Source organism: Mariniflexile fucanivorans (assembly GCF_004341235.1).
GTDB lineage: Bacteria > Bacteroidota > Bacteroidia > Flavobacteriales > Flavobacteriaceae > Mariniflexile > Mariniflexile fucanivorans.
The window spans coordinates 32,634-55,241 of the sequence record NZ_SLUP01000004.1 but is presented as its reverse complement, the minus strand read 5'-3'; the positions used below and the strand labels follow the sequence as shown (position 1 = coordinate 55,241).

Annotated in this window: 21 protein-coding genes, 1 tRNA gene and 1 pseudogene; 3 read left to right on the top strand and 20 right to left on the bottom strand. The window is 35.2% G+C overall.

What is annotated here, in order from left to right:
* Nucleotides 1-3: 3 nt before the first annotated feature.
* Nucleotides 4-315, bottom strand: a complete 312-nt coding sequence (locus EV196_RS09470) for a DUF6660 family protein (protein WP_132217515.1) — start codon at nucleotides 313-315, stop codon at nucleotides 4-6.
* 140 nt (nucleotides 316-455) lie between these two features.
* Here EV196_RS09470 and EV196_RS19885 point away from each other — a divergent pair, with 140 nt between their 5' ends.
* Entirely contained in the window at nucleotides 456-686 is a 231-nt protein-coding gene (locus EV196_RS19885; RefSeq protein WP_165876133.1) for a hypothetical protein, read from the top strand.
* A gap of 404 nt (nucleotides 687-1,090) precedes the next feature.
* Here EV196_RS19885 and EV196_RS19880 read toward each other — a convergent pair whose 3' ends face one another.
* From EV196_RS19880 to EV196_RS09450, 3 genes are all read right to left on the bottom strand, one after another.
* Nucleotides 1,091-1,231 carry a hypothetical protein gene (locus EV196_RS19880; protein WP_165876132.1) on the bottom strand — a complete coding sequence of 47 codons (141 nt, stop codon included), beginning with the start codon at nucleotides 1,229-1,231 and terminating at the stop codon, nucleotides 1,091-1,093.
* 97 nt (nucleotides 1,232-1,328) lie between these two features.
* Nucleotides 1,329-1,670 carry a plasmid mobilization protein gene (locus EV196_RS09455; protein ID WP_132217513.1) on the bottom strand — a complete coding sequence of 114 codons (342 nt, stop codon included), beginning with the start codon at nucleotides 1,668-1,670 and terminating at the stop codon, nucleotides 1,329-1,331.
* A gap of 156 nt (nucleotides 1,671-1,826) precedes the next feature.
* Entirely contained in the window at nucleotides 1,827-2,075 is a 249-nt protein-coding gene (locus EV196_RS09450) for a helix-turn-helix transcriptional regulator (protein WP_132217512.1), read from the bottom strand.
* A gap of 1,306 nt (nucleotides 2,076-3,381) precedes the next feature.
* On the opposite strand from EV196_RS09450, the gene EV196_RS09445 reads away from it, so the two are divergent.
* Entirely contained in the window at nucleotides 3,382-3,666 is a 285-nt protein-coding gene (locus tag EV196_RS09445) for a hypothetical protein (protein ID WP_132217511.1), read from the top strand.
* A gap of 305 nt (nucleotides 3,667-3,971) precedes the next feature.
* Nucleotides 3,972-4,796: pseudogene (locus EV196_RS20130) on the top strand (recombinase family protein); the annotation flags it as partial.
* 745 nt (nucleotides 4,797-5,541) lie between these two features.
* Here EV196_RS20130 and EV196_RS09435 read toward each other — a convergent pair.
* From EV196_RS09435 to mraZ, 16 genes are all read right to left on the bottom strand, one after another.
* Nucleotides 5,542-5,615 (bottom strand) — tRNA-Arg (locus EV196_RS09435).
* Nucleotides 5,616-5,647: 32 nt separating this feature from the next.
* Complete coding sequence (locus tag EV196_RS09430; RefSeq protein WP_132217510.1) at nucleotides 5,648-6,097, bottom strand: GatB/YqeY domain-containing protein; 450 nt, start codon at nucleotides 6,095-6,097, stop codon at nucleotides 5,648-5,650.
* A 161-nt stretch (nucleotides 6,098-6,258) separates the two neighbouring features.
* Nucleotides 6,259-8,256, bottom strand: coding sequence for a cell division protein FtsZ (gene ftsZ / locus EV196_RS09425; protein ID WP_132217509.1), 1,998 nt, complete (start codon nucleotides 8,254-8,256; stop codon nucleotides 6,259-6,261).
* A gap of 58 nt (nucleotides 8,257-8,314) precedes the next feature.
* Nucleotides 8,315-9,631 carry a cell division protein FtsA gene (ftsA, locus tag EV196_RS09420; protein WP_132217508.1) on the bottom strand — a complete coding sequence of 439 codons (1,317 nt, stop codon included), beginning with the start codon at nucleotides 9,629-9,631 and terminating at the stop codon, nucleotides 8,315-8,317.
* Between the two features lie 3 nt (nucleotides 9,632-9,634).
* Nucleotides 9,635-10,354 (bottom strand): cell division protein FtsQ/DivIB, encoded by a 720-nt coding sequence (locus EV196_RS09415; RefSeq protein WP_132217507.1) that lies wholly within the window; start codon nucleotides 10,352-10,354, stop codon nucleotides 9,635-9,637.
* A complete protein-coding gene (gene murC, locus EV196_RS09410) occupies nucleotides 10,344-11,696 on the bottom strand; it encodes a UDP-N-acetylmuramate--L-alanine ligase (RefSeq protein ID WP_132217506.1) in 1,353 nt (450 codons plus the stop codon). The genes EV196_RS09415 and murC overlap by 11 nt, the downstream gene beginning before the upstream one ends.
* Nucleotides 11,693-12,805 carry an undecaprenyldiphospho-muramoylpentapeptide beta-N-acetylglucosaminyltransferase gene (gene murG / locus EV196_RS09405; protein WP_394343243.1) on the bottom strand — a complete coding sequence of 371 codons (1,113 nt, stop codon included), beginning with the start codon at nucleotides 12,803-12,805 and terminating at the stop codon, nucleotides 11,693-11,695. The genes murC and murG overlap by 4 nt, the downstream gene beginning before the upstream one ends.
* Nucleotides 12,806-12,808: 3 nt before the next feature.
* On the bottom strand, nucleotides 12,809-13,162 hold the full coding sequence (locus tag EV196_RS09400) for a four helix bundle protein (protein WP_132217504.1): 354 nt from the start codon (nucleotides 13,160-13,162) through the stop codon (nucleotides 12,809-12,811).
* A 39-nt stretch (nucleotides 13,163-13,201) separates the two neighbouring features.
* On the bottom strand, nucleotides 13,202-14,395 hold the full coding sequence (locus EV196_RS09395; RefSeq protein WP_132217503.1) for an FtsW/RodA/SpoVE family cell cycle protein: 1,194 nt from the start codon (nucleotides 14,393-14,395) through the stop codon (nucleotides 13,202-13,204).
* 45 nt (nucleotides 14,396-14,440) lie between these two features.
* Entirely contained in the window at nucleotides 14,441-15,823 is a 1,383-nt protein-coding gene (murD, locus tag EV196_RS09390; protein WP_132217502.1) for a UDP-N-acetylmuramoyl-L-alanine--D-glutamate ligase, read from the bottom strand.
* Nucleotides 15,824-15,872: 49 nt separating this feature from the next.
* Entirely contained in the window at nucleotides 15,873-17,114 is a 1,242-nt protein-coding gene (mraY, locus tag EV196_RS09385; protein ID WP_132217501.1) for a phospho-N-acetylmuramoyl-pentapeptide-transferase, read from the bottom strand.
* An 89-nt stretch (nucleotides 17,115-17,203) separates the two neighbouring features.
* Nucleotides 17,204-18,667 carry a UDP-N-acetylmuramoyl-L-alanyl-D-glutamate--2,6-diaminopimelate ligase gene (locus EV196_RS09380; RefSeq protein WP_132217500.1) on the bottom strand — a complete coding sequence of 488 codons (1,464 nt, stop codon included), beginning with the start codon at nucleotides 18,665-18,667 and terminating at the stop codon, nucleotides 17,204-17,206.
* Nucleotides 18,664-20,679: a penicillin-binding protein gene (locus EV196_RS09375; protein ID WP_243652218.1), complete on the bottom strand. Its 2,016-nt coding sequence runs from the start codon at nucleotides 20,677-20,679 to the stop codon at nucleotides 18,664-18,666. Before EV196_RS09375 ends, EV196_RS09380 begins: the two co-directional genes overlap by 4 nt.
* A gap of 12 nt (nucleotides 20,680-20,691) precedes the next feature.
* Nucleotides 20,692-21,009 carry an FtsL-like putative cell division protein gene (locus tag EV196_RS09370; RefSeq protein ID WP_132217499.1) on the bottom strand — a complete coding sequence of 106 codons (318 nt, stop codon included), beginning with the start codon at nucleotides 21,007-21,009 and terminating at the stop codon, nucleotides 20,692-20,694.
* Between the two features lie 39 nt (nucleotides 21,010-21,048).
* Nucleotides 21,049-21,957: a 16S rRNA (cytosine(1402)-N(4))-methyltransferase RsmH gene (rsmH, locus tag EV196_RS09365; RefSeq protein ID WP_207902844.1), complete on the bottom strand. Its 909-nt coding sequence runs from the start codon at nucleotides 21,955-21,957 to the stop codon at nucleotides 21,049-21,051.
* Nucleotides 21,932-22,402, bottom strand: coding sequence for a division/cell wall cluster transcriptional repressor MraZ (gene mraZ / locus EV196_RS09360; protein ID WP_132217497.1), 471 nt, complete (start codon nucleotides 22,400-22,402; stop codon nucleotides 21,932-21,934). The genes rsmH and mraZ overlap by 26 nt, the downstream gene beginning before the upstream one ends.
* Nucleotides 22,403-22,608: the final 206 nt, after the last annotated feature.

Genomic DNA, 22,608 nt, shown 5'->3' with positions numbered 1-22,608 from the left:
TCATTAAACTTGTGGCGGTTGCCAAATATTGGAATGGAAATCGAATCTATAATTCGATTGATATGTAGATAATAATTGTGTTGGAATTTTATTGAAATTTAATAACTCAAATGTTGCCAATGGCTCATAAGTGATTGAGATACCGCAACAATTACAAATACAAGTTATTGGACAAGAATCATCACTATCTTCTTGATGGTTATGTTCCGCACTCATGTCCTCGTGCTGTTGGTCTTCAAAATTTTGACCATCAGAACAAGGCATTGCAGATAATGCCAATAAGGTTATAGCTAATATGAATGCTAAAAATTTCATTGAAACAAAGATACTATTTTTTTGATGCAATGGTTGTGCAAAAGTGTTGCAGCATGATGCGTCACCATAAATAAAGTTAGAGCTATGCGTTTTCTACAATAGCAATCTCTTCTTTCGTTAGCCCATACAATTCATACACCATGGCATCAATTTCCCGTTCGGTTTGGTTAATTTGGGTCTGTAGTTCTTGGGCTTTTTTCTTGTTGTCCTCAAATAGTTCCAGCCATTCAAACTCATCTTTTTTGGTGAGTGGTGCGCCACCTGCTTTTTTAATGGCTTTGTTCAGTTCTTTTATAAAGTCTGAAAAATCTAACTCGTGCCAGTTTTCGAGTTTGCGGGTTAGTTTTATATCAAGAGTTCCAGAAATATAATTACTCCTTGCTCCTCGGTGTTTTGTGTTTAGTAATCTGATTTAGGATCGTTTAAAGCAGCTTTTAACAAATCTCTGCGCAACTCGAAACGCTCCGATAGGTGTTTTAAAAATATTAACGGAAGAACGAAGTCTTTTGAGTAACAAATAGTTCCCAACTAGGGAAGCATACAATTGTTACAATGCCTTTTTCTTTGATTCTCGTGTTCCATGCATATTCCTAATATAAGGTTAAAATTAAGGTATATTTTTAATCAGCCCTATTTATCTCCATACTCTAAATCATTCGTCCCTAATAGGTTTTATATGTTATCCATTTCGGAACTCGCACTACCTAACCCCATGCTTCGGTGGATAAACCGTGCCCGTAGAAATCAAAAGTTTGCTATAATATTCTTTTAAGCGCTATTCTACTGTCATGGCTTCGGGCTTGTAATCGGAACACGATTTGGTTTTCTTTTCAGCTAAAATACCTTCCAGCTCCTCAATGGATAGGCTATCCACCAAGGCATTTAATGTTTTATCATTGATTAACCCTATGTCCATCTTGTTTTAGAGTTTTCTCCCTTTTCTTTTTTTCCTTTTCAAACAGTCTTTATCCTCCAGTTCCAATTTAAAAGGCATCCATTCAATCCCATCGCTATCATTTATTTACAATATTTAACTTTAACTGGTCAATGGTTTCTTTCAACTCTAACAATTCTTTTTGGAGCAATTTTGGGGTGTGCATCCCCAAATGTGCCTTTTTCGTCAATTGGTTCAAGTTGTTCCCGATACGGCTCAATGCCACAAACAACTGTCTATCGTGAGGCGTGACTTTCGTTCTTGGCATCGCCTTACCGGTTGTCTTTCTTCTTATATATTCCGGGATTCCGATACCCAAACAATTTGCACTATCCGATACAATCAAAAAATCATTGACCGTCATTCTAACATTAATGCGAATCGCCTTTAGTGATTGAATATCTTTTTTCGGTCTTGCCATATTTATTAATTTTGAGATGATATCTTATAGCACCTGCGAACGAAGTGAGCAGTTTTTGCTTGCAAAAACATGGCTTGCTTCGTGACTACCGACTGACTTTGGCTTTTTATCCGACTGACTTTTGGTTATCAATAAGTGTTCTTATGTCGTTAGGGGTCAAAAAAGAACTCTGCCTCCAATGAAGATTTTTTTTAACAGCCCTTTTTTTATCCAGAAATAAATGGTTAGTCTTGAAATCGAGAATTTTTCGGTAAGGTCTGAAATGGTCAATAACGCATCCTCTGATTTTGAATTTGATGAATTTGCAGATAGTTCTAAGCCGATTTTTGGAATTTGATTGTCTTGACCGTGAATGGGAACGTACTCTTGGATTCCGTCACCATCCATTACATAAATTCTTTTCATTTTGTTTATTTGTGGTTTGTTCGGCATATAGCAAACCTACCACCATTTAACATCATGTAATGGCTTTAACGTACATGGTGTAATGTACGGTAAAATGATTAACAGAGTTTTACGTCCTCTAACGTTATTTTAAGTGAAGTTTCCGCCTCAGGCACTTGGAAGTATTTATAGGGGTCATTTACCAAAAATTGTAAAGTGGTTTTGTAGCGGGCTTTTCCATGGGCGTTGTCCTCATGTATTTCCAATTCTTGACAAGTTAACTTTAAGTAATTAGCGCAAAACTATTTTGAAAAAAGGATGTGAAAACAAATGGAGAGGGAGAAAAAAATAAAGGGTAGAAGGAATCAGACTGTTAGTCCACCATTTTGCAAATATGGAAAAAATCATGATTACCTGTCATATATATTTATATATGTATATATATGTGAATATATACATACAATTAGATGAAATAGCTAAAAACCAAGTGAATGCCATCTTTTTCTTCTTTCTCCCTAGCCACAAAAAAGCACCCGTTAGGGTGCTGGATGAAGCGGATCAATATTAATCTGAAACAAGATAATTTTATCACAAAATAGAAAAATGAATGTTTTCGAATTTGAGAAGTAAATCTTGTACGCCCTCATTCAAGCATAAATCCTTTCCCATCAAATATTCTTTACAAACCTGTTTTCAATTTTACTTAACCAACTATATGCTAATGCGGTTCGCATGGAAAAATAAAGACAAAGGGAACTTTTTTTTAAAGTTTCCTTTGTCTTTATGTGCGGTCTTGGGCAGGTCTGCGGAATGGAGGTAAAAGATTTGGGATGACCTTGAGCGAAGCGGAGTCATCCCAAATCTTGAAACCGCAATGCAGCAGGCTTGCCAAAAGACTGGGGAAGCCCCCATAAAGCATCCAAACTATTCTTCAAAAAATCAAGCAACACAAATAATCGATGATAGGGCTTACAGTAGAGCTCACATTCAATTTGAATATAGAGAAAACAAAGTATATGTAAAAACTTACTGAAAAGCTGCTTACCACCTTTTGCAAATAAACACTCTAAATATCCCCAAATGACAGAAGCAGGAACCCCGCTTGGTTAATGACGCTAACCTCTATCAATCAATTTAACGTACACTTCATCATGTACAGCAAAGCCTTTATATAGATTTAAACGGTAGTAAGTTTGACAAATGTCAAACAAGCCAAAATTCAACAAAATTGAAAACACATAAGGTTTAATGAACGGATGGACGCACGCCCGAATCCAAGGGTTGCGTTAACCAAAATCCACTTGGATACAACTTAAAAACAGAACCTATGAAAAAAATCGATAAGCTACAATCTACAGGATTATCTTCCTCTGAAATCCAAGTATTGGAGATGATACGCAACAAAAGGTTCCTATCCATCAAATTAATAATCAAAAATGGGGAGGTTGATGCAATTGAAGGTTTTGAAAGAATAAATACTGGAGAACGTATCATTGACGTTTTGAAACAGCACGATTATCAAAATTTGGAAATCAAGCAGAGCAATGGGAAGATCGTCTGTGTAAACAGGATATTCAAGAAAAAAATCAACCCCAACACCAAAAGTTGTTAACAAGCAATTAATAAGTATGTGATAAAATAGTAGTTCCAAGAGGGATTCAATCAATTAAAAAAGGTAAATTAAAGCCTGCTTTTACAAATACGGTAGTGACCTACAAGACAAAGGAGCTGCCAATATTTACGGGAAATGTCAAACTCAATAATTGAGCTAAAGCAGAAAAATAGAATATTCAACAGCGCATGGCTTAAAACTTATAAAGGTTTTGAGGATTACTTGGAAGAAGATGCGGAAAAGACCGTAGAACAACTTCAAGAACTCGCCAATATAGTTTGCGGCCATGTCCAAAAAGGGAGCACATGAACTTAGATGTATTTGAACAATTTGCAAAAAAGGAAAAGGGAAGGATTATTGGAAAAAGCAATACGGCCGTTATTTACACCCGTGTTTCCAGTAAAGAGCAATTTGACAACAATGCCAGTCTAACAACCCAGCTTAAGTATTGCCAGGAGTATGCACTTAAGAAAGAATTGGAAGTAATGGAATATTTTGGGGGAACTTATGAATCGGCAAAGAGCGATGAACGTAAGGAGTTCCAAAAGATGCTGGACTATGTCAAAAGGAGAAAGAACATTGGCTATATCATTGTCTATTCCTACGACATATTTTCAAGAACAGGTGCGAACGGCGCGTATATAAGCGGGCAACTAAAAAAGCAGGGAGTGGCCGTGATTTCGGCCACTCAGGAAATTGATGTAACCACAAGTGCCGGTACGTTCCAGGAAAACCTGTACCACATGTTTTCCCACTTTGACAACCAAATCCGAAGGGATAAATCCATTACGGGAATGCGGGAAAAATTACGAAGGGGATACTGGACGGGAGCCTACCCATTTGGATACACCAATACAAATCCGGGAAAAGGGAAGATTCCGAATTTCGTGATTTCAGAAGAAGGAAGGTTGCTAAAGCAAGCCTTTTTATGGAAAGCAAACGCCAATATGTCCCATGTTGAAATTGCCGCACGCCTGAAAGAAAAGGGCTTGGACATAAAAGCAAAAAAATTGACCGACCTTTTTAGAAACCCTTTCTATTGTGGGCTTATGGTCAATGGCCTGATTCCCGGGGAGGTAATCCAGGGAAAACACGAAGCCCTGATATCGAAAGAAATTTTCCTTAAGATCCATAATTTACTTCATGCCGGGGACCCACCTAAGAAATATTCGTTCGATGATGAAAATCTGCCATTGAAAATGTTTATCAGATCTTCGGTTTGCGGAACACCCTACACTGGATATGTCGTAAAGAAAAAAGGCCTGTATTATTACAAGAACAGGCGTAAGGGCAGCAAAGAGAACAGAAGTGCCAAAAAGCTCCATGAAGAATTTTTAAATGTATTGGGCAGGTTTGCAATAGCCGATAAAAAATATATCGCACCCTTGACCGATATCATACACGGCACCTTACTTGATAAAAACCAAGAGGCACTTAACGACCAAAAACGATCGGCCAAAGAACTTGACCAGCTCCAAGAACGGATAGATACATTGGAAAGAAGGTTCGTTGTGCTGAACGAAATCACAAAACCTCAGTACGACCTTTTTATGCCGGAACTAAAAACCGAAAAAAGAGAATTGGAGAAAAAACTGGGAAATGGGGGAATAAACAGTTCGAACCTTAAAAAATCCATAAAAATCGCACTTGAATTTGCCTGTAACCTGCCTTTATTGTGGGAGTTAGGCAATCTGAAAACCAAAAGGGCCATACAATATATGGTGTTCCCCGACGGAATTGGCTACGACTTCAAAAACAAGGTAGTTCGAACTTTTAGTGTCAATGAAATTTTCGGTGCAATCTGTTTATTTTCAAGGGGTTCGGACGATATAAAAAAGGGGACTTCCCACGCAATTTGCAGAAAATCCCCTTTAGTGACCACGAAGGGATTCAAACCCCCGACCGCTGGAGCCGAAATCCAGTGCTCTATTCAGCTGAGCTACGTGGCCATTATTCCTGCGAAAGCGGGAATCTTATATTTTTAAGACAATTTCTCTTTTACAATATTAGAAATGGTTTTGCCATCTGCTTTCCCCGCAAGTTCTTGACTTACAATACCCATAACTTTACCCATATCTTTCATACCATCTGCGCCTAATTTTTTTATGGTATCTACAACTACTTGCGCAATCGCTTCTTCGCTCATCGCTTCTGGCAAAAACTGATTGATAACCTCAGCTTCAGCCAATTCTGGTGCCGCTAAATCTTCACGACCTTGTTCTATATAAATAGCTGCACTATCTTTTCGTTGCTTTACTTGCTTTTGAAGTATTTTAAGCTCTTGCTCTTCACTTAATTCTTCTTTAGCACCACTTTCAGTTTGTGCTAATAAAATAGCTGATTTTACTGCGCGTAAAGCAGTTAAAGCTGTTTGGTCTTTAGCTTTCATGGCTTCCTTTAAAGCCGTCATGATATCCTGTGATAAACTCATTGTTTTATTTATTAGAATGCGAAGATAAAAAAAATTAGGCAGTCTTCAATCTTTAGTTTTAAGTTAAAATATATAAGATTCCTGCTTTCGCAAGAATTAAAAAAACCCGAAAAGCTGAGGGAAACTTTTCGGGTTCATAACTAAGTTAGGCCAGTATATTTTTAATCTACATTATCATGTAAAAATGAATTGTTGCTTCTTATTTGAATATCATCATTATCATCTGTTCCAACACTTGATCTTGAAAAATCTGTTTCAGATGAATGTTTTGCTTCATCTAAATTAACACCTTGACGCTTATAAGCTGGAACTCTTTCTATATCGTCAATTTTTGCATTGTTGAATTTATAGTTGAAGTCTTTCATTTTACGTCTGCGTTCTTCGGCACGTTCTATCAATATTTCAGAAATAGGACTATTCATAGGGTCTAATTCTTCATCTGCAGTTTCTTCTTTAACAGGGGCTTTAACCACTTTCTTTTCAAAAACTATTTCTTGATCAAACTCTTCTATAACTTTTTTTGTTTCTACTTGTTTTTTATTCATTGAAGATTCAACTTCAATATAATCTTCTAAGGCATAGCGCATTTCGCCTTTTTCATTTGATTCGTTAACAGGAATTAACTCTACATAATCATTAACCGCTATTTTTTTAATATTATCATCAACTTTCTTTGATGGCATTTCATCTTCTTCAAGATCAAATTTATTATTTGATGACAAAGGCAAATCGAACGTTAATGTGATTTGTTTTTCTTCTTCCATATAATCAGAAACCGCTTCAAAATCAGCTATATATTTGTCTGGTTTAGACATTTTAGTAACTGGTTTTATAATAAAATCTTCTTCTTCTGGATCGTTTGCACTTAATTCTTCATAAAGAACTCTAATGTTTTTTATAAGTTCTGAAGTTGGTATTAAATCTATATTATTTTCAATTGAAGGTTTGCTTATTTTTTCCTCTTTTACAATTGGTTTCTCAAATTTAATAGGAGGTTCTTCTTCAATATCAAAGTCCAAAGTATGTTTTACTACAGGTGGCTCTTTATCTTCTTTCAACTCGACAATTGGAGCTATAACAACGGGTTCTTTTGGTTTAGGTTTCGCATCTAAATCTTCATTTCCAAGAGAATGCACCACTTTTTTTGTTTCGGTATTAGAAATTTCATCTTGCTGTTCTATATTAAAACCTGTAGCTATGATAGTTACAGCAATAGACTCTTCCAAACTATCATCTTCACCAACACCCATAATAATATTGGCACCATGACCTGCTTCATTTTGAATATGGTCGTTAATTTCACCTATTTCATCAATAGTAATTTCGTGAGATCCTGAAACTATTAGCAGCAATACATTTTTAGCTCCAGTAATTTTATTATCGTTTAATAAAGGTGAATCCAAGGCTTTACGAATAGCATCTTGCGCCCGACTTTTACCCGATGCCAATGCAGACCCCATGATAGCTGTTCCGCTATTGCTCAATACGGTTTTAGCATCACGTAAATCGATGTTTTGTGTATAATGGTGCGTAATAACTTCGGCTATACCACGAGCAGCTGTGGATAACACTTCATCTGCTTTTGAAAATCCAGCTTTAAAACCAAGATTACCATAAACCTCACGAAGTTTGTTATTATTTATTACGATTAATGAATCGACTACATTTCTTAAATTCTCAATACCAATTTGCGCTTGTTCAATACGCATTTTGCCTTCAAATTGAAATGGCATTGTTACAATACCTACTGTTAATATGTCTAAATCTTTAGCCATTTTAGCAATAATAGGCGCTGCACCTGTACCGGTTCCACCACCCATACCTGCGGTAATGAAAACCATTTTGGTATTAGTATCAAGCATATTTGAAAGATCTTCGAAACTTTCAACTGCAGATTCTTCTCCAACTTGAGGGTTAGCACCAGCCCCTAACCCTTCGGTTAAGTTAAGTCCTAATTGGATTTTGTTTGGTACGCCACTATTTTGAAGCGCTTGAGCATCTGTATTACAGATGTAAAAATCGACTCCTTTAATGCCTTGTTGGAACATGTGGTTAATGGCATTACTGCCGCCACCGCCAACACCAATAACTTTAATAACATTTGATTGATTTTTAGGTAAATCAAATGCGATACTTGCGAATTCGTTTTTGCTGCTCATAAATTCTGTTTTACTGGTATTATACTTTTATAATTATTTTTATTCAATGGATTTTGTGCTACTCTGCGTTATCTAAAAAATCTTTGACACGCTCTGTTAATTTGTCTAGAAAAGAACGACGTTCTTTTACTGGTTTTTCTTTAATTTCTTCAATAGGCTTTTCTTCTTCTTTAGCCTCATGTTTTTTCTCTTGCTGCAGTTCAACTTTTTTACGTTCATTACGCTTTAAACCATCTAAAACCAAACCTACGGCTGTTGCATATAATGGGCTTGTAATGTCCTCATCGCTATCGCCTGCTAAATGTTCGTTTGGGTAGCCTATTCTGGTATCCATACCGGTGATATATTCTACTAACTGTTTTAAATGTTTTAATTGTGCGCCGCCACCTGTTAAAACGATACCAGCAATCAATTTTTTCTTTTGCTCTTCGTGTCCGTAGTTTTTAATTTCTACATACACTTGCTCAATAATTTCAACTATACGCGCATGAATTATTTTAGAGAGATTTTTGAGGGTTATCTCCTTTGGTTCTCTGCCACGTAAACCTGGAATGGATACAATCTCGTTATCCTTATTTTCTCCTGGCCATGCAGAACCAAATTTTATCTTTAATAATTCGGCTTGTTTTTCAATGATGGAACAACCTTCTTTAATATCTTCAGTAATTACATTTCCACCGAAAGGGATTACAGCGGTATGACGAATGATTCCGTCTCTGAAAATAGCTAAATCGGTAGTACCTCCACCTATATCAATTAATGCTACGCCTGCTTCTTTTTCTTCCTGACTTAAAACCGCATTGGCTGATGCTAAAGGTTCTAACGTAATGCCTTCTAAATTTAAACCCGAGCTTTGAATACAACGTCCTACGTTCCGTATAGACGATACTTGCCCAACTACTACATGAAAGTTCGCTTCTAAACGACCTCCATACATGCCGATAGGTTCTTTAATTTCACCTTGACCATCTACTTTGTATTCTTGTGGCAATACATGAATGATTTCTTCTCCAGGAAGCATTACTAATTTATGTACTTGGTTTATTAACCTATCAATATCTTCATCATCTATAACCGTTTCTGCATTTGCTCTGGTTATATAATCACTGTGCTGTAAACTGCGAATGTGTTGCCCTGCTATACCAACGGTAACACCTTCAATTTTCATATCTGAAGCGGCTTCTGCTTCTTGTACCGCTTGTTGTATAGATTGAATAGTTTGGGTAATATTATTTACCACACCACGATGCACACCCAAGCTTTTAGATTTACCTATACCTAAAATTTCAACTTTTCCGTACTCGTTTTTACGACCAATCATAGCCACAATTTTTGTGGTTCCTATGTCTAATCCTACTGCTAAATTATGCTCCATGGCTTATATTTTGGTACATACTACTTGGTTATCAAACTGCAAATTGACTTTGCTATAACTATCGAGCGTTTTTTCTTTTAAATTTTTTTGATAAAACGCTTTAAGGTTATTCACTTTTTTATCTATAGATGAAACATCTCCTAATTGCACTAAAAATTGGCAGTGTCTAAGTTTTAAATAAATAAACTTATCCATGCCTTGATGAATTTCTACAACATGCTTCTTTAAAAATTCATCATTATTAATTTTACTTGCAACTATATAAATGTTTTTTAAATTATTTTTTTCAACAAAACCAGTAACCAGTGGCACTCTAGCAGAAAAATTACTAGACAAAGGCATGTATAAACCGTCATCGTCTATATAATAAGATACATTTGTACTTACTCTTGCTATAGGCGTTTTCTGTTCAATTTCGGCGTTAAGTGTGCCATTTACAGCGACATACACTTCAGCCTTTTTTATCATGGGACTAGATTTCAGGGCGATTTCTAACTCATTCAAAACTAAAGTTTCTTTAGGTATATTTTCAAGACCTTTAAAATTTTGTATTAACAATTTACTAACATTCTCATTTGTTATAAACAGGTTGTTTTCTCCAACAAATTTAATTTGAGGACTGGACACTAATCGCGCCGAATTTCTTGCTGATGAGAAAGCAAAAAGAAAAATTACTAAACCTAGTAACACAAACATTTTTATGTAGTTCCAGTTAATTTTCAAGACTAAATTTATTTTTAATGTGTTTTACTTCTTCACCTATATCGCCTGCTCCAATAGTTAATACAATGGTTGCATCACTTTCTTGTATTTTTTGTAATAAATCTGATTTATTTATTAGTTGTTTATTTTCATTCGTCATTTTACTTAATAACCATGCCGATGTAACTCCTTCCATTGGCAATTCTCTGGCTGGATAAATATCCAACAACAAAACCTCATCAAACTTCGAAAGGCTTTTAGCAAAGTCATCAACAAAATCGCGAGTTCTACTAAACAAATGCGGTTGAAAAATAGCCAATACTTTTTTACCGGGATACATTTCCCTAACCGCTTGGTGCACTGCATTTATTTCTTCAGGGTGGTGCGCATAATCATCTATATAAACAAAATTGTCTGTTTTAATTTGATATGTAAATCTGCGCTTAACCCCTTTAAAAGACGCTAACCCTTTAGCCAAATCTTCATGTTCACAACCATATTCCAATGCCATTGCCAAAGCTATTAGCGCATTCGATAAATTATGCCGACCAGGTAAATTAAACTGTAAATTTTTAAGCACTGTTTTTGGCGTTTTCACATCAAAAACATAAGAGCCATTTTCTATTTTTATGTTTTGAACTGAATAATCGGAATCATCTTCAATACCATACGTTATACCTTGAATTGGCAAACCATTTTTTACAAACAATTTTCCGTTAGGTTTAATTCTTTTTGAAAAATCTTTGAATGATTTTATTAATTCTGAAGCATCACCATAAATATCTAAATGATCTGCATCCATAGAAGTAATACAGGCCAAATTGGGTGATAAGGTTAAAAATGAACGATCAAATTCATCTGCTTCAACTACCGAAACCTCCGTACCATTCAGAATTAAATTAGAATTATAATTTTCACAAATACCCCCTAAGAATGCGGTTAGTGGCACATTACATTCATACAATAAGTGCCCTAAAATACTCGATGTGGTTGTTTTTCCATGAGTACCTGCAACCGCTAAACAAAACGTATTCTCCGTTATGAGTCCTAAAATTTGAGATCTTTTAAGAATTTGAAAATTATTAGTTTTAAAATACTCAAATTCAATATGATTTTTTGGTATTGCTGGCGTGTAAACAACTAACGTATTTTCAATATTTAAACAACTTTGAGGAATATTTTCAACAGCATCTTCAAAATGAATTTCAACACCCAACGCCACCAAGCTATCAGTGATTTCAGAAGGCGTTTTATCGTAACCCGCTACCACTTTCCCGTTAGCCACAAAATAACGAGCCAAAGCACTCATACCGATACCTCCGATACCTACAAAATAAACGTTATGTATGCTGTTTAAATTCATTTTTTTAATCTAAGAAGCTTTTCAACTTCATCTACTATTTGGTTTGTTGCATTCACTAATGCCAACTTTTTTATATTATCACCCAACTTATTTTGCTTTTCTGGCGAGGCTATAAGCTGTGAAAATTTATTTTCGAAATCGGCATCTAAATCCTCTTCTTTAATAATCATGGCAGCCTCTTTATCTACAATAGCCATGGCATTTTTTGTTTGATGATCTTCAGCCACATTGGGAGAAGGCACAAAAATAACAGGCTTACCTACAATACAAAGCTCTGAAACAGAGCTTGCACCTGCTCTTGAAATCACAATATCCGCAGCCGCATAAGCTAGGTCCATATTATTTAAAAATTCATAAACCTGTACGTTGTTTGTATTATTATAAATTTTGTATTGACTGTAATACAACTTGCCACATTGCCATATTACTTGTACATTTTGGGTGTCAAAAAAGTCTAATTTCTTTTCTATTAATTGATTTACACGTCTCGCCCCTAAACTGCCTCCCAAAACCAATAAGGTGTATTTACCTTGTTTTAAATTGAAAAACTCTTTAGCTTCAACTGTTTTAGATTCAATATCCAACAACCCTTTGCGCACAGGGTTACCTGTTTTTATTATTTTATCTTTTGGGAAGAAACGCTCTAACCCATCATAAGCCACACAAATTTTTTTGGCTTTTTTAGCTAACATTTTATTGGTGATACCAGGATATGAATTTTGTTCTTGTATCAAATAAGGAATGTTTTTTGCCGCAGCCACCTGCAACAACGGTCCACTAGCAAAACCCCCAGTACCTATAGCTACATCGGGTTTAAACGATTTCACAATTTGTCGCGCATTCCAAAGACTACTAATTAGTTTCAATGGAAATTTCAAGTTTGTTACTGTTAACTTGCGCTGAATTCCTGAAATCCAAAGACCTTTAATTTCATAGCCCGCTTGCGGCACTTTTTCCATTTCCATTCTATCTTTGGCTCCTACAAACAAAAATTCAGCATCTGGAAAACGTAGTTTTAATTCGTTTGCAATAGCAATGGCTGGGTAGATATGACCACCTGTTCCGCCACCGGATAATATGATTTTATATGTTTTTGATTTTTGATTCACAATTTACGATTTACGATTTCGCATCGTTTTTATAGACGCAACTACAATTGAGAATAATTCATTTCCTTCTTTATGCAATCTCTTCATTTCTTCTTGTTCTTTTCCAGATACATCTAATAATAATTCTAAGAAATACATGCTTTCATCCGCTTCTTCCTCAACTATTTTAAGCTTATTTATAAAATCCGCATCCGATTTTGCTCTACAAGCGGCTCTATAATTTGCTCCAACCGAACTAGAACACCTAATTAACTGATTACAATAAGCATTATATTCTCTAGAAACAGGAAACTTAGCACACAAATTCCAACAATCTGATGCAAATTTTTTAGTTCTATTTTTTAATGCTTCTTTCATTTTACAAATCGTAATTCAATAATCGTATATCATAATTTATCAAATCGCTTCGCTTAATATTTCTAACGGATTATCTTCTATACTTTCTTGTTCTTTTATTTCTTCACGTTTAGCACTTACGCTTAATATAATTCCTAATGCTAAACAGGTCATCCAAATAGATGTTCCCCCACTACTTATTAAAGGCAGGGTTTGCCCTGTAACGGGAAACAATTCTACTGCAACTGCCATATTTATTAATGCCTGAACTACAATTGGAAGCCCAACACCCAGAACTAATAATTTACCAAAAACTGTGTCTGATTTTTGGGCTACTATAACAATTCTAAATAGTAACCACAAATACAGTATCATGATAAAAAAACCTCCTAAAAGTCCATATTCTTCAATAATGATAGCGAATATAAAATCGGAAGAAGATTGTGGTAAAAAGTTTTTCTGAATACTTTTACCTGGCCCCACACCAAAAATATCGCCTGATGCAATGGCTATTTTAGCTTTTTCAATTTGATAATCCGCCTCGGTATCTTCATCATTTGAATAATTTTTAATTCTATTTTCCCAAGTTTCAACCTTAACACTTAAGGGACCTGTTGTTAATTTTGCCAACATGATAAAAAGCACCAGACCTACTAAACCCATTCCCAAAATAAGAGCTATATACCTAAGTGGATAGCCTCCTAAAAAAACCAATATCAACACCATTAAAAACATAATAGCAGTCGTTGAAAAGTTGGAAGGAAGTATTAATGCTAAAATCATAAATACAGGCACCCAAAGTGGCAAAATGGAACTTTTGAATGTGATTTCCTTATCTTTAATTTTAGACATGTACCTCGCCACATAAATCATAAGCACCACCGATGCTAATGTGGACGTTTGAAACGATACACCTACTATGGGTATTTGAATCCATCTGCTAGCGTTTGCACCCTCAATGGTGGTTCCTTGCAACATGGTGATTCCTAATAAAACCAACACAATAGGAATCATAACTAATGATAAACCTTTAAAGTATCTATACGGAATTTTATGAACCCCATACATAATACCAAAGCCTAACCCTAAGTGAACTAAATGCTTAATAAAAAACGTAAAAGTATTACCGCCTACGCTCTTGTATGCCAAATTACTAGCAGCACTGTAAACAGGTAAAAACGACACTATTGCCAATAGCGCCACTATTGCCCAAATTAACCTATCGCCTTTTATGTTATTTAATATGTTTTCCATTTTTTCTTAGACACTTTTCTCTTCAGAAAAACATCTGTTTATTTTTTATAGATTCCTTACTGCTTCTTTAAATTGACGACCTCTATCTTCGTAATTTTCAAATAAATCGAAACTTGCACATGCTGGAGAAAGCAATACATTATCACCTGCTTCAGCTAGTTTGTAAGCTATTTTAACAGCCTCACTCATAAACTGAGTTTCAACAACAACATCAACCATACCTCCAAAAGCACTTAAAATCTTCTCATTATCAACACCTAAACAAATAATTGCTTTCACTTTTTCATTTACAAAAGGAAACAGTTCTTCGTAATTATTACCTTTGTCTACACCGCCAACAATCCAAACCGTTGGTGCATCCATACTTTCTAAAGCGTAATAAGTTGCATTCACATTAGTTGCTTTAGAATCGTTAAAGTATTGTACTTTGTTAATTTTAAGCACTTGCTCCAAACGGTGTTCTACCCCTTGAAAATTCTCAAGACTTTCACGAATAGTTTGCTTTCTAATTTTTAGTAAATGAGCCACAGTAGAAGCAGCCATCGCATTTTTAACGTTGTGATTTCCTTCTAACTTTAGACTTGTTGTTGGCATAATTATTTTATTGTTATTTATTGTTATTATTATATTTCCGTTTTCTAAATACGCTCCGTTTTCTATTGTTTTAACCAATGAAAATGGCAATAATGTGGATTGAACTGGATGTTCGGCTAACCATATTGTTAGCACTTCATCATCAGCATCGTAAATCAAAAAATCTTCTTTCGTTTGATTTTCTGCAATTCTAAATTTTGAAGCGATATAATTTTCATATTTGTAATCATATCTATCCAAATGATCGGGTGAAATATTAGTAATTACAGCGATATGTGGTTTAAAATCAACAATATCATCTAATTGAAAACTACTAATCTCCAAAACGTAATTAGGATAATCCTTTTCCAGAATTTGTTTTGCAAAACTATCGCCAATGTTACCTGCCAAACCAACTTCCAGTTCTCCTTTCAAAAGATGATGTGTTAAGGTTGCCGTGGTTGTTTTACCGTTACTTCCCGTAATGCCAACAATAGTTGCGTTGGTATATTTGGAAGCAAATTCAATTTCTGAAACTACTAAAATCCCTTGCTCACGAATTTGTTTTACCAAAGGCGCTTTGTCTGGAATTCCAGGGCTTTTCATTATGATGTCTGCATTCAGAATTTTAGCTTCTGTATGTTTTTCATCTTCCCATTCAATCTCATTATGTATAAGAACTTGTTTGTACTTTTCTTTTATTTTTCCTTTATCAGAAACAAAAACGTCGTAACCTTTTGCTTTCCCTAAAAGTGCTGTTCCAACACCACTTTCGCCTCCACCTAAAACAACAAGCCTCCCAAACCCTCCAAAGGAGGGCTTCAAACTATCTCCATTTTTTAATTCATTTTTCATATTCACAATCGCTTCTCTTCCCTTTGGGAAGAGATTAAGAGATGGGCTTTTATCTAATTTTCAAAGTCACAATTGAAAGTATTGCTAGTAAAATTCCAATAATCCAAAAACGGGTTACTATTTTACTTTCGTGATATCCAGATTTTTGATAATGATGATGCAATGGCGACATTTTGAAAATGCGACGTCCTTCTCCAAACTTTTTCTTGGTATACTTAAACCAACTCACCTGCATAATGACGGATAAATTTTCGGCTAAAAAGATGCCGCACAACACAGGAATTAGCCATTCCTTACGAACGGCGATAGCAATAACTGCGATAATTCCACCAATAGTTAAACTCCCCGTATCACCCATAAACACTTGCGCTGGATACGTGTTGTACCATAAAAACCCAATAAGCGCCCCCACAAAAGCAGTAATATAAATGGTGATTTCACCAATATTTGGGATATACATGATATTGAGATAATCAGAGAAATCGGTACGTCCAGACACAAAAGCAAAAATCCCTAAAGTTAGCACGATAATGGCTGATGTACCCGCCGCAAGCCCATCAATGCCATCAGTAAGATTAGCCCCATTTGATACTGCAGTAATAATAATAATAGATGCCAAAATAAAAATCACCCAAGCATACTTAGACCATTCTGGGTTAATCCAAGTAATGATATTAGCATAATCAAACTCATTTCCTTTAACAAATGGAATGGTTGTTTTTGTTGATTTTGCTTCTTCTTTAAAAAACTTAGTAGGTGATACATTGGGATTTTCGGCAACCATTTGCTGGCGCACTTCAATGGGCAGTTTTTCTTTGATAGTTGCATAGGGACTAAAATACAATGTAGCTCCAACAATAATTCCTAAACCTACTTGACCTAATACTTTAAAACGTCCTTTTAAACCTTCTTTATCCTTTTTGAATTTTTTAATATAATCGTCAATAAAACCAATGGTTCCCATCCAAAGCGTGGTAACAATTAGTAAAACAATATAAACATTGCTTAGTTTCGCTAATAATAACACAGGAATTAATGTGGCTAGAATAATAATAATTCCACCCATAGTTGGCGTTCCTGCTTTTTCACTTTGCCCTTCTAAACCTAAATCTCTAATAGTTTCACCCACTTGTTGTTTTTGCAAAAAACGGATGATACGTTTACCGTATATGGTAGAAATTAACAACGACAAAATCATAGCGGAAGCTGCTCTAAAGGTGATGAACCCAAAAAGAGATGCTCCAGGAATTTGGAATTGTTTTTCTAAATAATCAAATAGGTAATACAGCATTTTATTAATTGTTTGTGTTAGTTGCTTAGTTGTACAGTTGTTGACTATAAATCAGCTTAACAGCTCTACGACAACCGACTTAACTTTTTTTATTTACTTAACTCTTTTAAATATTCTTGCACTATTTTAAAATCATCAAAATCAAAGCGTCTGCCTTTTATTTCTTGATAAGTTTCATGCCCTTTTCCAGCAATCAAAATAATATCATTAGGTTGTGCCATTTGGCATGCCGTTTTTATAGCTTGAAGCCTTTCGGTAATAGTTAATGCTTTTTTATAATTTTGAGGTTCTACACCTTTTTCAATCTCTTTTAAAATAGCTTCCGGTTCTTCACTACGCGGATTATCACTAGTAAAAATCACTTTAGTACTTAATGCGGTCGCGATATGTCCCATTTTTGGACGCTTGGTTTTATCTCTATCGCCACCACAGCCCACAACGGTTATTAACTCTTCATTTTTAGTACGGATGCTATTGATGGTTTCCAACACGTTCTTAAGCGCATCTGGCGTATGTGCATAATCAACAATAGCAGTGATTTTTTCTGTTGAAATCACATACTGAAAACGACCACTTACACTCTCTAATTCGCTTATTAAGCGTAGTATTTCAACTTTTTCAAGACCTAATAATTCCGCCGTACCATAAATTGCTAAAATATTGTAAGCATTAAAATTCCCTATAAGACGAGTCCAAACTTCAGCATCATTTATTTTCAACAACAAACCACTGAATTGGTTTTCTAATATTTGGGCTTTATAATCGGCATATCCTTTTAAAGCATAAGTATATTTTCGCGCTTTGGTGTTTTGCAACATGACCAAGCCATTCTTATCATCGGTATTTACAAGCGCAAATGCTTTTTCTGGAAGTGTATCAAAAAACATTTTTTTTACATCGCGGTATTCCGCAAATGTGTTGTGATAATCTAAATGATCGTGCGTTAAATTGGTAAAAATGCCACCTTCAAAATGCAAACCCTCTGTTCTTGACTGATGAATACCATGAGAGCTTACTTCCATAAAACAAAACTCAACACCTTCATTATTCATTAACTGTAAATATTTATTAATAGTTAATGAATCTGGCGTTGTATGCGTTGCTTTATATTCGTCATTATCAACCATAATTTTAACGGTAGATAATAAACCTACTTTATAACCAGCTTTTTTAAATAACTGATATAACAAACTGGCGACCGTAGTTTTTCCGTTTGTACCAGTAACACCAACTAAACGCAAATTTGCTGATGGATTTTCATAATAATTTGAAGCCATGATAGCTAAAGCTTTATTAGCATTATCTACCTCTACATAAGTAACACCATCTATCAATTTTTCGGGCATAACCTCACATACTATAGCCACAGCTCCTTGACTTATAGCAGTATCAATAAATTTATGACCATCTGAAACACTTCCTTTTACAGCAACAAAGACATAACCACTCTTAATGTTTCTAGAGTCGAAATCGATAGCAGTTATATTAACACCCGTAGCACCTGCCACGGCGTTAATAGTTACTTTATACAATATGTCTTTTAATGCGATCATGAAGCTTTTAATACTACGATTTGATTAGTTTTTAACTTTATATTTTTTTCGATGGATTGTTTTTTAACAACGCCACTCCCTTCTAATTTCACTTTTACCTTCACTTGCATATTTTCTAACAAAGCCAAAGCATCCATAGCTGGCAAACCAACCACATTCGGCATGATGGTTTTGTAAGTTTGAGCTGTTTTATAGAAATTCTCGTATTCGTTTTCTACGGAAGCAACTCGTACCTTTAAAGACCTCACCTCATCTGTAATAGGCGTATCTGTAAATATTTTTTGAGCTATTTTTTTGAATACAGGCCCAGATACATCGGCACCATAATACCCGACGCTTTTATCGGGTTCATGAATAACCACAATGCATGAGTATTTTGGGTTCTCAGCAGGAAAATAACCAGCGAACGATGAGATATAACTCAGTTTATCTTTGGTGGCATAGTCTTTTTGACAAGTTCCTGTTTTCCCTGCCATAGAGAAATTTTCAGAATACAACCTATGTCCCGTTCCATGATCTTTTTCTACCACATTTTTAAGGAGTTGTTTTACTTTTAAAATGGTTTCTTTGGAACAAATTTGCTTGTTTATCACTTCCTTTTTAAATGGCACTACCACATCATCAAATTCCCTAACTTCTCTTAAAAATTGAGGTTTAACCATTTCACCATCATTAGCAATAGCATTATAAAAGGTTAATGTTTGAAGTGGTGTAAAAGACACACCGTAACCATAAGCCATCCACTGTAACGCAATACCACTCCATCTCCCGTTTTTAATTCTTGGGTCTGGAATAATAGGCTTTCCTTCTCCTATAATAGGCAAATTCAAACTTTCGTTAAGACTCATGGAGTACAACCTGTCTATAAACTTGCTAGGATTTTTCCTGTAGGCTTCATCAATTGCAGCCACCAATCCTGTATTAGAAGAAAGCTCAAAAGCCTTAGAAAGCGTTATTTTACCATAACCCCTATGGTTAGAATCCTCCACATGTTTACCATAAAAAGTCAACCTTCCGTTTTTAGTATCAACAACTGTAGATGTATCGACCACTTTATCTTCCAATGCTGCAGTAATAGCCATTAGTTTAAAGGTAGAACCTGGCTCATGACTTTCACCAACGGCATAATTTAAACGCTCGTAATAAAAGCCGTCACTATTGTTTCTTCCTAAATTTGAAATAGCACGAATTTCACCCGTTTTGGTTTCCATTACTACTACACAACCATGATCTGCTTTGTATTTTTCCAATTGCTCTAAAAGTGCATGGTGGGCAATATCTTGAATATTAACATCAATGGTTGTATATACATCATAACCGTTTTTCGGATCAATTTCATTGGAGTCGTTCAACGGTTTCCACTGTCCTTTTCCAATTTGTTGTTTTTTTCGTTGGCCATCGGTTCCACGTAAATACTTCACTCCAAAAGCACCATCAATACCCGCTCTAGTCACATTTCCTTTTTCATCAAAACGTTCATAACCAATAGAACGTTGCGCGATACCACCCATTGGATGCTCACGTTTAGTGGTTTGCTCTACAATTAAACCTCCTTTAAAAGCTCCTAATTCCAACAAAGGGAAATTTCTTAAACGGATATAATCTGAATATCCAACATTGCGCGCTATTAAATAATATCTGTTTTTATTAGCACGTGCTTTTCTAAGTTCGTTTTGAAAATAACCAGAAGGTTTTTTAGAATATTTTGAAAGTGAATCGCTTAATGGTTTCACATATTTTTCAAAGGTTTTTGTTGTAGGCGTTAAGGCATCAAACCTAATATCATATTTGGGAATGGATGTTGCCAATAAATTTCCTTTCACAGAATAGACATTTCCTCTATTAGCCGGAATCACCACATTTTTAACGACACGTTCACTTGCTAAGGCTTTATATTTATCACCTTGAAAAAACTGAATACTAACCAATTTGAATGCCACGGCCAGCCCAAAGATGAACATACATCCTGCAACAAAATACAATCGGTTCAATATACTTTTTTCGCTTACCATTTAACTAATGCGTTACTTTTGAGATTTTACTTTTATTTTTTTTGGAGGAATCACTGACGGTGCAATACCTTTTTCTAACATAACCCCCATAACATTCGATTCCATTTTCAATTTCATAAGCCTTGAGCGTCCATCGATAAAAGCAGAACGCATTTCACTTACTTCATTTTTTAATCGTGCTATTTCATACACCTTTTTATCGGCACTGTGTGAACTCGCAATCATTATAATAGCCAAAGCCGAAATAAACAGTATAAACCTCCAATTCTTAAAAGAATCATCACTTACTAAAAAAGTGCCTTTTAATAATTTATAGATGTTTGTTTTCATAGTTGAATTTCGGCTTCAACCCCGATTAGTCACTTCTAATTATATTTTTTCAGCAATTCGAAGCTTTGCACTTCTTGCTCTACTATTAATTTTAATTTCTTCTTTTGAAGGCACTATCAATCCATTTACTTTTTTAAGAGGCACTTCAAAATTTCCAAACATATCACGCTCTGGCTCCCCTTCAAACATGCCATTTCTTATAAAGCGTTTTACCAAACGATCTTCCAACGAGTGATACGAAATTAAACTCAACCTTCCTCCTTCATTTAAAATCTCAGGTGTTTGCTCTAAAAACTCTTTTAAAGCTTCAATTTCCTGATTCACTTCAATACGTATCGCTTGATATATTTGAGCCAACACCTTATTTTCATGTCGTGGTGGCAAAAACTTTTTCAACACTACTTTTAGTTCTTCACTAGTTACTATGGGTTGCAGTTCTCTCTGCTCTACAATTAATCGTGCCATAGCTGGTGCCGCTCGTAATTCACCATATTGTAAAAACACTTGCTTCAATTGTTCTTCTTCATATTTATTCACCACCTGAAAAGCAGACAAGACACTTTCTTGATTCATGCGCATATCCAAATTAGCTTCAAAACGTGTTGAAAATCCGCGTTCAGCGACATCAAACTGGTGGGACGATACACCAAAATCTGCCAAAACACCATCTACTTTTTTCACACCATGAAATCTCAAAAAGCGTTTTATATAGCGAAAATTTTCATTTATTAAAGTAAATCTTGAATCGTCTATCGCATTTTCGAGTGCATCTAAATCTTGATCAAAAGCAAACAATTTACCTTTATCGCCAAGTCGTTTTAATATTTCCTTACTGTGTCCGCCACCTCCAAAAGTAACATCTACATACACCCCGTCCGGATTGATATTCAACCCATCAACGGTTTCTTTCAACAATACTGGGTTATGATATTCCATGGTCATCTTCATCTTGTCCCATTACTTCTTCAGCTAAATCTGCAAAATCTAGAGCCGCATCATCAATGGCTTGTTCATATAAATCTTTATCCCAAATTTCAATAATATTAATAGCCGAAGCCACCACAATATCTTTTGAAATATTAGCAAACACAGTTAAATCTTTCGGAATTAATAAGCGCCCATTCACATCAACCTCAACCATTTTAACACCCGCAGTAAAACGACGAATAAAATCGTTGTTCTTTTTATTAAACCTATTAAGCTTGTTCATTTTCTGCATCAACACCTGCCACTCACTCATTGGGTACAATTCTAAACACTTTTGAAACACCGAACGACGCAACACAAACCCGTCCGGCAAAACCGAAGACAGCTGCTTTTTAAGCGGAGAAGGCATCATCAACCTGCCTTTAGCATCCACTTTACAATCGTATGTTCCTGTTAATAAGTCCAATGTGATTTAAAAACTTTTTAGAGTTTGAAATTCAAATATATTGAAAATTTTACCACTTTTTACCACTTTGTACCACTTTGTTAATAATTTTTCGATTAATTGGTGTTTATTCATGTTATTACACAGCAACAATACCCACTACCGCTTAGTATCAACAGATTAAACCTTGCTTTTTAGGAGCTGTGGGTTTGTTAACATATTCTTTT

Bases quoted from the DNA above. Each gene is read 5' to 3' on its own strand.
- EV196_RS09380 (WP_132217500.1), bottom strand. From the start codon at position 18,667: ATGATCGCATTAAAAGACATATTGTATAAAGTAACTATTAACGCCGTG.
- ftsZ (WP_132217509.1), bottom strand. From the start codon at position 8,256: ATGAGCAGCAAAAACGAATTCGCAAGTATCGCATTTGATTTACCTAAA.
- EV196_RS09470 (WP_132217515.1), bottom strand. From the start codon at position 315: ATGAAATTTTTAGCATTCATATTAGCTATAACCTTATTGGCATTATCT.
- EV196_RS09430 (WP_132217510.1), bottom strand. From the start codon at position 6,097: ATGAGTTTATCACAGGATATCATGACGGCTTTAAAGGAAGCCATGAAA.
- ftsA (WP_132217508.1), bottom strand. From the start codon at position 9,631: ATGGAGCATAATTTAGCAGTAGGATTAGACATAGGAACCACAAAAATT.
- EV196_RS19885 (WP_165876133.1), top strand. From the start codon at position 456: ATGGCATCAATTTCCCGTTCGGTTTGGTTAATTTGGGTCTGTAGTTCT.
- mraY (WP_132217501.1), bottom strand. From the start codon at position 17,114: ATGCTGTATTACCTATTTGATTATTTAGAAAAACAATTCCAAATTCCT.
- EV196_RS19880 (WP_165876132.1), bottom strand. From the start codon at position 1,231: ATGGACATAGGGTTAATCAATGATAAAACATTAAATGCCTTGGTGGAT.
- rsmH (WP_207902844.1), bottom strand. From the start codon at position 21,957: ATGAAGATGACCATGGAATATCATAACCCAGTATTGTTGAAAGAAACC.
- EV196_RS09450 (WP_132217512.1), bottom strand. From the start codon at position 2,075: ATGAAAAGAATTTATGTAATGGATGGTGACGGAATCCAAGAGTACGTT.
- murC (WP_132217506.1), bottom strand. From the start codon at position 11,696: ATGAATTTAAACAGCATACATAACGTTTATTTTGTAGGTATCGGAGGT.
- EV196_RS09455 (WP_132217513.1), bottom strand. From the start codon at position 1,670: ATGGCAAGACCGAAAAAAGATATTCAATCACTAAAGGCGATTCGCATT.
- EV196_RS09375 (WP_243652218.1), bottom strand. From the start codon at position 20,679: ATGGTAAGCGAAAAAAGTATATTGAACCGATTGTATTTTGTTGCAGGA.
- EV196_RS09370 (WP_132217499.1), bottom strand. From the start codon at position 21,009: ATGAAAACAAACATCTATAAATTATTAAAAGGCACTTTTTTAGTAAGT.
- murD (WP_132217502.1), bottom strand. From the start codon at position 15,823: ATGAAAAATGAATTAAAAAATGGAGATAGTTTGAAGCCCTCCTTTGGA.
- EV196_RS09445 (WP_132217511.1), top strand. From the start codon at position 3,382: ATGAAAAAAATCGATAAGCTACAATCTACAGGATTATCTTCCTCTGAA.
- EV196_RS09395 (WP_132217503.1), bottom strand. From the start codon at position 14,395: ATGGAAAACATATTAAATAACATAAAAGGCGATAGGTTAATTTGGGCA.
- EV196_RS09400 (WP_132217504.1), bottom strand. From the start codon at position 13,162: ATGAAAGAAGCATTAAAAAATAGAACTAAAAAATTTGCATCAGATTGT.